The organism is Isoptericola sp. NPDC060257 (assembly GCF_042726645.1).
Taxonomy (GTDB): Bacteria; Actinomycetota; Actinomycetes; order Actinomycetales; family Cellulomonadaceae; genus Isoptericola; species Isoptericola nanjingensis.
In genome coordinates this window covers 1-10818 of sequence record NZ_JBHXAW010000145.1, presented here as the reverse complement: position 1 = coordinate 10818, position 10818 = coordinate 1, and the positions used below count along the sequence as shown (strand labels likewise).

Here is a 10818-nt window from a genome sequence, read left to right as displayed (position 1 = left end):
GGACTCCCACATGTACTGCAGGAGCGGGTTGCCGCTGGCCTCGGCGATCTGGCGGTGGAACCGTGCGTCCAGGCGGACGAACTCCTCGTGCGTCACCTCCGGGTCGCCGGCAGCGGTGAGGAACGTGACCAGGAGCTCCCGGTGGTGGTCGGTGAGCCGGGCTGCCGCCAGCTCGGCTGCAGTGCCCTCGAGGGCGATCCGTACCTCGAACAGGTCGCTCATCGTGTAGCCGCCGCCGAGCGTGAGATCGAGGGGACCGGCGCTCTGCGGCTTGTCGTTGCGCACGAAGACACCGACACCGTGTGTGCTCTCCAGGTAGCCGGCGGCCTCGAGCGTGCGCACGGCCTCGCGCATCGAGCTGCGCCCGACGCCGAACAGCTGGGCGAGCTCCTTCTCTGCGGGGAGCTTCGTGCCGACCGGGTACTCGCCGGCCTGGATGCGGGCAGAGAGCTGGTCGGCGGCAGTGTCGGAGAGCTTGCGGCGTGGGACACGAACGTCGGATGTCACGGGTGCTGCTCCGTGCAGATCGGTGTGGAGGCGTCGACGGATGGCCGACGCCTCATGTTATCTGCAAGGCCCGCTGCCTAGCCCGACCCGTGCCGCGAGTGCGGCGGCGCCATGGGCGAGCATCGTCACGTCGGTCCCGACGACGACGAACGACGCGCCCGCCTCGCGGCAGGCCTCGGCGACGACGGGTTCCGACGCGTCGACGCCGACGACGCCTCCTGCCGCGCGCACCTCGCGGACCGTCCGGAGCACCTCGGTCACGACGTCCGGGTGAGCGTGACCAGGCCGCCCCAGGGCGGCGGCGAGGTCGGGCGCGTCGAGGAGGACGCCCGCCACGCCGTCCAGGGCGACGAGGTCGGCGACGGCCGCCGCGACGTCCGGAGTGCCGACCTGGACGAGCACCGTGCCGCGTCCGCCGGTCGCACGCCGTACGACGCCCGCGACCTGCTGCGCGCTGTCGACCGAGCCCACGGGGACGACGACGTCGCGGATGCCGCCGTCCAGCAGCGCGCGCAGCGTCGCGTCGTCGGCCGCCCGGACGAGCGTCGTCGCCGGGTATCCGCGGGTCGCGTGGACCTGCGCGAGCGCAGCCTCGACCGCCGGCCGGGTGCCGCGCGGGTCGTGCTCGGTGTCAGCGAGCAGCAGGTCGAGGCCGGAGTCCGCGCACGTCTCCGCGAGCAGCGGGCTGCCGCCGGCCAGCCAGAGCCCGGCGAGGGAGCGGCCGGCTTCCGCGACCGTGGCGGCGAGGCGGTCGGCGACGCCCAGGCCGTCGTCGCGCATCAGTGCAGGCCCAGGAAGGCCTCGAGCGTGGGCGGGGCGGCGTGCAGCAGCGGCTCCTGCACGGGCTCGCCCGGGAACTCGCTGGCCTCGAAGAACCAGCGCTCGGAGGCCGGCATGCCCCACTGCTGCGCGCGGCGCGGGTCGCTCACGTCCCAGCGGATCGCCTCGCTCTCCAGGTCGATGAACTGGTAGTGCGTGGTGAACAGCTCGATGCGGTGCTGGTCGGGGTCGCGCACGTAGAGGAACAGGGCGTTGCTGATGCCGTGCCGCCCGGGTCCGCGGTCGATCTCGTGGCCGAGGCCGAGCGAGCCGGTGACGTCGGCGGCGTGGATGAGCGACGTCGCGTCGGGCACCGTGTAGGCGAAGTGGTGCAGGCGCGGACCGCGGCCGTTGGTGAACACCAGGTCGTGGGTGTTGCCCTTCACCTCCATCCAGGTGCCCCAGAGCTCGTCGGTGCCGTCCTCGCGGTACTGGCCGGTGTACTCCGACGTCCGCATGCCGAGGCCGGTCCAGAACTCTGTGGCCGTGCGCACGTCGTGGGTGACGGCCTGGAAGTGGTCGAGGCGCTGCGGGGCCCCGGCGCGGAAGTCGTGGAAGTCCGCCATCTTGCGCGGCACCAGGTCCATCGACGACGTGAGCTCGACGTGCGTGCCGACCGCGTCGCGGAAGCGCAGCGTGGGCCCCTGGTGCGGGCGCTCGAGACGTTCGTGCTCGACGCCGGTCGCGGCGAAGTGCCGCTCGGCGGCGGAGATGTCGGCGTCGGTGCGCACGCGCAGGCCCAGGCACACGGCCTTCGCCTCGGCGGCCTGCTCGAGCACGAGGCTGTGGTGCGCATCCTCCTCGAGCCCGCGGAGGTAGACGGCGCCGTCCGTCTCCGCGGTGACGACGAGGCCGATGACGTCGCGGTAGAAGTCGCGGCTCGCGGCGAGGTCCGTGACGGCCAGCACGACGTGGCCGGCGCGCGTCAGGGTGAACGGGGGAGCGGGGGTCGTAGTCGGGAGCATGCCTCCGAGTCTCGTGACGCTGACCCGTCCGCGGAACTACCGATGTCCTCTCACTCCCATACATCAAGAGTATGGCGGGGCGGCACGACTACCATCGAGGCTATGGAACTGCGTCACCTGCGGTACTTCACCGCGGTCGTGGAGGCCGGGTCGATCACGGCCGCGGCGGCGCGTCTGCACCTGTCGCAGCCGCCGCTGAGCGTCGCGATCTCGAAGCTCGAGGCGGACGTCGGCGTGCCGCTGCTGGTGCGGACCCCGCGCGGCGTCGAGCCCACGAGCGCGGGCCGCTACCTGCTCGACGCGGCGTCGCGCGTGCTGGGGGAGGTGGACGACATCGTCGCGGCGCTGGGCCGGTTCGGCGCGGGCATCGCAGGCTCGCTCACCGTGGCCGCCGTCCCGGTGCTCATGTGGCACCGGCTGCCCGCGCTGGTGCGGGCGCACGCCGCGGCGGCCCCCGACGTCGAGGTGCGGCTCGTCGACCCGCCGCCGTGGACGGCGATCGACATGGTTCAGCAGCGCACCGTCGACGTCGCGGCCGTGATGGTCGCCGACCCGCGGCGGTTCGTCGCCCGCCACCGCGGCGTGCTCGACGTCGTCGACTGGGGCGAGGTGCCGCTCGTCGCGGCGCTGCCGCCGGACACGTCCGACGCCGGCGCCGAGGGCGAGGCGCTCCCGCTGCGCGCGTTCGACGGCGAGCTCCTGCTGCTGCCGCGCCGTACCGCCGCCGTCCCCAGCCTCCCCGAGGCGGTGGAGGCGGCGCTGCGCCGGTGGGGGGTGACGCCGTCATCGATCCGCACGGTGGAGACGATCCAGTCGGGGATCCCGCTCGTCGAGGCCGGCGTGGCCCGGGCCATCCTGCCGGACCCCGACCGCGCGAGCCTCGCGCGGTTCGACCTCACCGTGCGCCCGATCGAGCCCGAGCCCACGGGCCTGCGCGCGCTGGTGCTCACGAGGCCCGGCGCCGCCGCGCGCGACCCCAAGGTGGCACGCTTGCTGGAAACCATCCGCGGAACCCTGCCGGATCCTGTGTGATCTCCGATATGATTCCCGGGACGACTGACGACGGGGCGGTCCGCCCGCGCGACGACGCGACGGGGCACCGCCGACCCACCGAGGAGGCACCTGTGGCCGTGGCCGTGAGCAAGGCCGAGCAGTGCTACGAGATCCTGCGCAAGGGGATCATGGAAGGCACGTTCGCGCCCGGGCACCGGCTGGTGATCGACCAGCTCGTGCGCGACTACGGCATCAGCTCCGTGCCCTGGCGCGAGGCGGTGCGCCGGTTGGAGGCCGAGGGCTGGGTCGACATCGTGCGGAACGCCGGCGCCGTCGTGAAGACGTTCGACACCGGGTCGTGGGAGCGCACCATGCAGCTGCTCGCACGGCTCGAGGGCTACGCCACCGCACTCTCGGCCCCGAACCTCTCGCCCGAGGACCTGGAGTGCGCCCGCACCCTCAACAAGGAGATGGCGGCCGCTCTGGCGAACTTCGAGCCCGCCCGGTTCGGCGCGCTCAACCGAGAGTTCCACCAGCTGCTGTGCTCCCGCTGCGACGACGAACGCCTCGCCGGCCTGGTCGAGGACGAGTGGACGCGGCTCGAGCTCATCCGCCGCTCCGCGTTCTGGTACGCGCCGGGCCGGGCGCACGCGTCGCTCGCGGAGCACGACGGCCTCGTCGATCTCATCGAGGGCGGCGCCGACCCCGACATGATCGAGACCGCCGCCCGCCGCCACGAGCTCAACACCGTGACGGCCATCGCCGAGCACGAGGCGCAGCTGGCCGAGTCCTGAGACGCGAGATCGAGGTACCCGACGCGAGGTCGACCCACCGTGGGTCGACCCCGCGACGGGTACCTCGATCTCGGCGGGACGCTCAGCCGGCGTGCTGCGTGACGTACGCGCGGCCGTAGTCGTTGCCGTGCGGGATGCGCAGCGTGGTGTGCACGTGGAAGCGCGCGGGGAGCTGGTTGCTCAGCCAGACACCGGCGTGGTGGTCCAGCTCCGTGAGCGCGACGGGGCTGTGCACGCGCAGGTAGAAGGGTTGCGTCCCGTCCGTCGCGCCGTACCAGGACACGAAGGTCTCGGCGCGGTGCGCGTCGACGCCGGCCATCGTCAGCTCCCGCTGCGGCGCGGCGAGCAGCAGGAAGGCGTCCTCGACGATCGCGCGGAGCGTGGCCCACTGGTCGTCGGTCAGGGCGTCGGCGCGCAGGCCCTCGTACGGCACGACGCGGTTGTCGCGGAAGGCGCCGGCGACGTGCCGCTCGTCCGCGGGGTGCAGCCGGCCCTCGGGCATCGCCGGGTCCAGCACGGAGGCGTAGACGACGGCCTCGGCACGCTGGTCCGCCGTCCACGACGCCGCCAGCTCCAGCGCGAGCCGCTGGCGCACCGCGAACAACGGGGGGCGGGCGCCGTCGGACTCCGCGGGCTCGGCGCCGAGGAACACCGGCGCGACGACGTGCCGTCCCGCCACGGACACGAAGCTCACGGCCACGTGATGGCCGAACAGCTGCCAGCCCCACGCGCCGTCGGGCGAGGGCTCGCCGAACAGCGCCACCCAGTAGCTGCGCTCGTTCATGAGGTCGGGCAGGCCCACGAGGTCGCCGAGGAACGCGTTGAGGCCCATCGCCTCGCGGACGCGCGCGTACCCCTCGGGGCTGAGCGACGCTGCCACCATCGCGAGGGCGGCGTCCGCCGTCTCCGGGGAGAGCCCCTCCAGCCGCAGCCCCGTGCGGTGGATGACGAACTCCGGGTTGCTCCATGCTCGCCACTCGCGGGCGTCGACCGCGTGCGAGACGGCGTGCCGCTGTCCGTCGTCGAGCAGGCCCAGGAACCGTCGCGCGGCCGCGGAGGGCGCGGGGTCGACGTCGGCCACGGGCTCGAGGCGGTGCACGTCGCGGACCGTGCCGTCGGTGGTGATCCCGACGAACGGCTCGTCGTACAGCGCGCGCCACGACGCCAGCAGCTCCTGCACGAAGCCGGGCTCCCGCTTGCGGGCCGAGAACTCCTCGTAGCCCAGGCCGCGCCACTGTGCGAGCACGGGGTCGTCGAGGTCGTACAGGTGGTCGCGGTAGCTCTCCGTGCCGAACGTGGGCGCGCCGCCGCCGGTCGTGATGCGGGCGGTGGAGAAGAAGTCGTCGAGCTGCTCGGTCATGCCGCCTCCTGGGCTGTCGCGGCCCGGGCTGTCGCGGCGCGCCGCGCGGCGCGCTCGGCGCGGCGCGCCTCCCGGCCCTCAGGGTGGGACGCGGGGCTCGCCGCGAGCAGGGACCGGGTGTACTCGTGCTGCGGGTGGTCGAGCACCCGCCACGTCTCGCCCTGCTCCACGAGCTCACCGCCGCGCAGCACGCCCACGCGGTGCGCGACGTGCCGCACGACGCCGAGGTCGTGCGTGATGAACAGGTAGCTGACGCCGCTCGACGCCTGCAGGTCGGTGAGCAGCGCGAGGATCTGGGCCTGCGTGGACAGGTCGAGGGCGCTGACCGCCTCGTCGCACACCACGAGCCGCGGCCCGAGCACCAGCGCCCGCGCGATGGCGACGCGTTGCAGCTGTCCGCCGGACATCTGGGACGGGTACCGGGTCAGGTGCTCCGTCGTGAGGCCCACCTGCTCGAACGCCTTGGCGGCCCGACGGCGCCGCTCGTCCCGGTCGCCGAGCCCGTGCCGGGCCAGCGTCTCGGTGAGCGCCCGGCCCGCCCGGTGTCGTGGGTTCAGCGACGCGGCCGGGTCCTGGTAGACGGCCTGGACGTCGCGCCGGTAGGCGAGCGGGGTGCGCCGTCCGAGCGCGGCGACGTCCTGGCCGTCGACGAGGATCGTGCCGCCGCTGACGTCCGCCAGCCGCAGGATCGCGCGGCCGGTGGTGCTCTTGCCCGAGCCGGACTCGCCGACGAGCCCGTACGTCTCGCCCGGCGCGATGGTGAAGCTGACACCCTTGACGACGGTGAGGGTGCGCCGGCGCCACCCGGCCGCGCCGGCGACGTCGTAGTCCACGCGCAGGTTGCGGACGTCGAGCAGGGGAGCGTCGCCCTGGGGCGTGCCGGTCGTGCCGGTCGTGGCGGTCATGCGGTCACCTCCGCGTCGTGGTGGATGTCGTGGTGCGTGTCGTGGTGCGTGGTGCCGGCGTCAGCCGTCGGGTGCGCGGCGAGCAGCGCCGCCGTGTACGTCTGCTGGGGGCGGTCGAAGAGGTCGACGACGCCCGCGACCTCGACGAGCTCGCCGCGGTAGAGCACGGCCACGCGGTCACAGGTCTCCGCGGCCACGCCCAGGTCGTGCGTGATGTTGACGATCGCCATGTCGAGGCGGTCGCGCAGGTCCAGCACGAGGTCGAGCACCTGGCTCTGCGTCGTGACGTCGAGGGCCGACGTCGCCTCGTCGAGGATGAGCAGGTCCGGCTCGCCGGCCAGCGCGATGGCGATGGCGACGCGCTGCGCCATGCCGCCGGAGAACTGGTACGGGTACTGGTCGAGGCGGCGCTGCACGTCGTTCACGCCGACGAGGTCGAGCAGCTCGGCCGCCCGCGCCCGCGCGTCGCGCTTCGACAGCGGGTGGTGGGCGCGCAGCACGTCGACGAGCTGACGACCCACCGTGTGCACGGGGGAGAGGTTGGCCTGCGGGTTCTGCAGCACGACGCCGAGCCCGGTGCCGCGCACCGCGCGCAGCTCGCGCTCCGAGCAGCCCGCCAGCTCGGTGCCGTTCAGCCGGACCGAGCCCTCCGCGAGGCGCACGCCCGGCGGCAGCAGCCCCAGCACCGCCTTCGCGAGCATCGACTTGCCCGAGCCCGACTCGCCCAGCAGGCCGAGGATCTCGCCGCGCCCCACCCGGAGGGACACGTCGTGCACCAGCGTGACGGCGGTCCCGTCCGGGCGGTCCGCGACGATCGTCGCGCTGCGCACGTCGAGCACCGCGTCCGCGGGGCCCGTCGTGCCGTCGTCGGGCGTGGCGACGGACGAGGCAGCCGCCGGCGAGGTGTCGCCGGGCCCTGCACCGGGCACCGCTCCGGGCACTGTGCTGCGCTCCGCGGTCTGACCGGCCGCTCCCGCGGCGCGGACCTCCGCGAGAGTGGGCGACGCGGGCGGCCGCAGCCGGCCGAGCAGCGCGGTGCGCCGACGGCCGGTGGTCCGGCGGCCGGACAGCGCGTCGTTGATGCCGTCGCCGAGCAGGTTGAACGCCAGCACGGTGAGGAGGATCGCGAGGCCGGGGGCGACCGCCATCAGCGGGCGGTCGGCCTGGTGCTCGGCGGCGACGCCGAGCATGCCGCCCCAGGACGGCTGGTCGTCGCCCAGCCCGAGGCCGAGGAACGACAGCGCGGCCTCGACCTTGATCGCCGAGCCGAGGAAGACGGCGGCCTGTACGGCGAGCGGGCCGGCGAGGTTGGGGAGCACCTGGCCGAACACGATCTGCCGCTCGCGCAGCCCCGACACGTGCGCCGACTCGACGTACAGCTTCTTGCGCTCGGTGAGCGTGATGGCCCGCGTCATGCGGGCGAAGTTCATGCAGAACACCAGCCCGATCGCGAGCACCAGCACGGCCATGCCGCGGCCCAGGATCGCGATGACGACGAAGCCGACCATGAGGCCGGGCAGGGCGTCGGCGATGTCGAGCCCGCGCGAGCCGATCCGGTCGTACCAGCCGCCCTTGTACCCGAGCACGAGGCCGATCGGTACACCGATGAGCATCGCGACGAGCACGGAGCCGCCGGCCACGACCAGCGCGGTACGGGCGCCGTAGATCAGCTGGCTCAGCAGGTCCTGGCCGAGGTCGGCGGTGCCCAGCGGGTGCTCCGCCGTCGGGCCGGACAGGGGCGCGTCGAAATCGGTGGCCTCCGGCGCGAACGGGGCGAGCAGCGGCGCCGCGACCGCAACGATGACGAGGACGGCGACCACGACGACGGCGAACAGCGTGGACGGCTGGCGGCGCAGCCGGTGCCACGCCTGGGCGACGCCGCGCGCCTGCGCACCGGCGGGGGACCGGTCGGCGGGGTCGAGGATGACGGCGTTGGTCACTGGGGCCTCGCTTGCGGGTTGATGAGTCCGTAGCAGATGTCGATCACGAGGTTGACGACGATCACGAGCGTCGCGGTCACGAGCACCACGCCCTGCACGACGGGGAAGTCCTGCCCGATGACGCTGGTGAGCATGAGGCTGCCGAGGCCGGGCAGGGCGAACACCTTCTCGACGACGAAGCTCACGCCGATGAGGATGGCGAAGGTGACTCCCGTCGACGCCAGGACGGGCACGAGGGCGTTCTTCACTCCGTAGCGGGCGATCTGCGTGCGGCGGGGCACGCCCGCCGCGGTGAGGGTGTCCGCGTACGGGGCCGACATCGAGGTGACCAACGCGGCCCGCGTCTGACGGGCGATGATCGCGCCGCCCGTGACGCCGAGGGCGAGCGACGGCAGCACCAGGCCGCGGAGCCACGCGAGCGGGTCCGCCGTGAGGGGCGTCCACGCGACGATCGGCACCCAGCCGAGCTGCACCGCGAAGAGGGACGTGAGGAGCAGCCCGAGCCAGAACTCGGGGATCGCGAGCCCGAGCACCGTGCCGCCCGTGACCAGCCGGTCGGCGAGGGTGCCGGGGCGGGTGCCCGTGAACACCCCGGCGCCCACCCCCAGCACCAGTGCCACGACGATGCCCCCCGCCACGACCGACAGCGTCGCCGGGAGGCGCTGCGCGAGCAGGTCGGTCACCGGCATCCCCGCGCGGAACGACGTCCCCAGGTCCCCGGTGAGCAGCGCGCCGAACCACTCGACGAACCGTTCCAGGGGCGGCCGGTCGAGGCCCAGCTGGGCCTCGACGTGGGCGATCGCCTCGGGGGTCGCGGACGTGCCGAGCATCGCGGCGGCGGGGCTGCCGGGCACGAGGTACGTCAGCGAGAACACCAGGATCGAGATGACCAGGAGCTGCGGGACGGCGAACAGCAGCCGGTAGGCGACGAGCTTGCCCATGTCAGCTCGCCGGGCGCAGCGCGCGGTAGTTCACGAGGTTGGTCTCCCACGGCTGCGTGGGCGCCTCGACGTCCGTCACGGTCGTCGTGTTCCAGGCGAGCAGCTCCTCCCCGGCCACGTGGGCGCAGGTCAGGGCCTCGTCGGAGATGATCTTCGTGACCTTCGCCCACAGGGCGTCCGCCTCGTCGCCGGTGCCGGCCGCGATGGCGGCGTCGGCGGCGGCCTTGAGCTCGTCGCTCTCGACGCCGGACGGGTTGCCCGGCGCGTCGGCGGAGAACCACGCCTTGTACCAGTCGAAGGGCGTCAGCTCGTCGTTGCCGCCGAGCCCGAGCGGGTACTTGCCGCTGTTCCACTCGGAGAAGTACTGGGGCGGCGGCGCGCTCTGCACGGTGACCTTCATGCCGATCTCGCCCATCTGCTCGGCGTAGATCTTCATCTGGTTCTCGTTGAACACGGTCGCGAGCATGTCGGCGTCGACGGGCGGGCTGCCGGCCGAGTCGTACAGTTCCTGCGCCTTCGCGGCGTCATGCGTGTACCCGGCGATGTCCGGGTTGTAGCCCTGCTCGCCCTCGGAGAAGTGCTGGGTGCGGACGGTCCAGTCGGGTTCGAGCTTGGCCAGCACCTCGGTGTCGATGGCGGTGCACGCGGCCTGGCGCACGGCGACGTCCTCGAACATCCCGCCCGGACCCCGGTCGAAGAAGATCGGGTTGTTGCGGATGGCGGGGTACGACAGGCGGTCGACACCGGGCGTGCCGTCCAGGGTGGTGAACTGGTTGGTCTCGGTGTCGGTGAGGTCGATCTCCCCGTTGCCCAGCGCCGCCGAGGCCGCGTTGTCCTCCGGGATCGCGACCAGCTGCACCGTCTCGAAGCCCACCGGGTCGCCCCAGTAGTCGTCGGCGGGGCCGAAGACGAGCCGCGTGCCGGGCACGGACGCCGCCTCGTCGTAGGCCCACGGGCCCGTCCCGACGGGGACCTGCGCGATGGTGCCCGCCTCGATCGCGGTCGGGCTCGCCATCGGCGCCGCCCGGGTGGTCAGCGTGGTGAGCAGCGACGGCGTCGGCTCGCTGAGGTTGAGCCTCACGGTCTGCGGGTCGACGACGTCGATGGACGAGATCACCTGGAACGGGCCGGCGTAGGGCCCGGGGGTGCTCTGCACGGTCTCCAGGTTGACCTTGACGGCCTCGGCGTCGAACGGCGTGCCGTCGTGGAACGTGACGTCGTCGCGCAGGGTGAGCGTGAGCGCGTCGTCGGTCTGCTCCCACTCCGTGGCGAGGACGGGCTCGATCTCGCCGTCCGCGCCGAGCGCGACCAGGTTCTCGTAGGGGATGCGCAGGAAGCCGGCCTCCATCTCGGCGCCCGGGGCCCAGCTCTCGGGGAAGCCGCCCCAGTTCACTCGCAGGACGGATCCGGGCACGGGGCCAGAGCCGGCGTTCGCCGCGGTGGAGGCGCCGGGGTCCTCGGCCGCGCCGCCGGAGGTGCAGGCGCTGAGGCCCAGCGCGAGGATCGCCGCGGTGGCCAGGCCCCGCACGAGGAAGCCGGGCTTCGGCAGGGACCGATGAGACCGAGCTGCATGTCAGTTCACTACTTTCCGTAT

At 73.5% G+C, this 10818-nt stretch carries 10 protein-coding genes; 2 read left to right on the top strand and 8 right to left on the bottom strand.

What is annotated here, in order from left to right:
• The 3 genes from ACFWEK_RS12955 to hpaD form a co-directional block, all read right to left on the bottom strand.
• Positions 1–507 (bottom strand): FadR/GntR family transcriptional regulator (locus ACFWEK_RS12955; protein ID WP_430554313.1); only part of this gene is annotated, 507 nt, incomplete at its 3' end.
• 57 nt (positions 508–564) lie between these two features.
• A complete protein-coding gene (locus tag ACFWEK_RS12950) occupies positions 565–1287 on the bottom strand; it encodes an aldolase/citrate lyase family protein (RefSeq protein WP_430554312.1) in 723 nt (240 codons plus the stop codon).
• Positions 1287–2291 carry a 3,4-dihydroxyphenylacetate 2,3-dioxygenase gene (gene hpaD, locus ACFWEK_RS12945; RefSeq protein WP_430554311.1) on the bottom strand — a complete coding sequence of 335 codons (1005 nt, stop codon included), beginning with the start codon at positions 2289–2291 and terminating at the stop codon, positions 1287–1289. The genes ACFWEK_RS12950 and hpaD overlap by 1 nt, the downstream gene beginning before the upstream one ends.
• Positions 2292–2393: 102 nt before the next feature.
• Here hpaD and ACFWEK_RS12940 point away from each other — a divergent pair, with 102 nt between their 5' ends.
• Positions 2394–3323: a LysR family transcriptional regulator gene (locus ACFWEK_RS12940; RefSeq protein ID WP_430546312.1), complete on the top strand. Its 930-nt coding sequence runs from the start codon at positions 2394–2396 to the stop codon at positions 3321–3323.
• Positions 3324–3415: 92 nt separating this feature from the next.
• On the top strand, positions 3416–4078 hold the full coding sequence (locus ACFWEK_RS12935) for a GntR family transcriptional regulator (protein ID WP_430554310.1): 663 nt from the start codon (positions 3416–3418) through the stop codon (positions 4076–4078).
• Positions 4079–4160: 82 nt separating this feature from the next.
• On the opposite strand, the gene ACFWEK_RS12930 is transcribed toward ACFWEK_RS12935, so the two are convergent.
• Genes ACFWEK_RS12930 through ACFWEK_RS12910 form a run of 5 tightly spaced genes read right to left on the bottom strand, consistent with a single transcriptional unit; the run spans position 4161 to position 10752 of the window.
• Positions 4161–5438: a DUF3500 domain-containing protein gene (locus ACFWEK_RS12930; protein WP_430554309.1), complete on the bottom strand. Its 1278-nt coding sequence runs from the start codon at positions 5436–5438 to the stop codon at positions 4161–4163.
• Positions 5435–6343: an ATP-binding cassette domain-containing protein gene (locus ACFWEK_RS12925; protein WP_430554308.1), complete on the bottom strand. Its 909-nt coding sequence runs from the start codon at positions 6341–6343 to the stop codon at positions 5435–5437. Before ACFWEK_RS12925 ends, ACFWEK_RS12930 begins: the two co-directional genes overlap by 4 nt.
• Positions 6340–8283, bottom strand: coding sequence for a dipeptide/oligopeptide/nickel ABC transporter permease/ATP-binding protein (locus ACFWEK_RS12920; protein ID WP_430554307.1), 1944 nt, complete (start codon positions 8281–8283; stop codon positions 6340–6342). The genes ACFWEK_RS12925 and ACFWEK_RS12920 overlap by 4 nt, the downstream gene beginning before the upstream one ends.
• Positions 8280–9224: an ABC transporter permease gene (locus ACFWEK_RS12915; RefSeq protein ID WP_430554306.1), complete on the bottom strand. Its 945-nt coding sequence runs from the start codon at positions 9222–9224 to the stop codon at positions 8280–8282. Before ACFWEK_RS12915 ends, ACFWEK_RS12920 begins: the two co-directional genes overlap by 4 nt.
• A gap of 1 nt (position 9225) precedes the next feature.
• Positions 9226–10752 (bottom strand): ABC transporter substrate-binding protein, encoded by a 1527-nt coding sequence (locus ACFWEK_RS12910; RefSeq protein WP_430554305.1) that lies wholly within the window; start codon positions 10750–10752, stop codon positions 9226–9228.
• Between the last annotated feature and the right edge of the window lie 66 nt (positions 10753–10818).

Bases quoted from the DNA above. Each gene is read 5' to 3' on its own strand.
- ACFWEK_RS12950 (WP_430554312.1), bottom strand. From the start codon at position 1,287: ATGCGCGACGACGGCCTGGGCGTCGCCGACCGCCTCGCCGCCACGGTC.
- hpaD (WP_430554311.1), bottom strand. From the start codon at position 2,291: ATGCTCCCGACTACGACCCCCGCTCCCCCGTTCACCCTGACGCGCGCC.
- ACFWEK_RS12925 (WP_430554308.1), bottom strand. From the start codon at position 6,343: ATGACCGCCACGACCGGCACGACCGGCACGCCCCAGGGCGACGCTCCC.
- ACFWEK_RS12915 (WP_430554306.1), bottom strand. From the start codon at position 9,224: ATGGGCAAGCTCGTCGCCTACCGGCTGCTGTTCGCCGTCCCGCAGCTC.
- ACFWEK_RS12930 (WP_430554309.1), bottom strand. From the start codon at position 5,438: ATGACCGAGCAGCTCGACGACTTCTTCTCCACCGCCCGCATCACGACC.
- ACFWEK_RS12940 (WP_430546312.1), top strand. From the start codon at position 2,394: ATGGAACTGCGTCACCTGCGGTACTTCACCGCGGTCGTGGAGGCCGGG.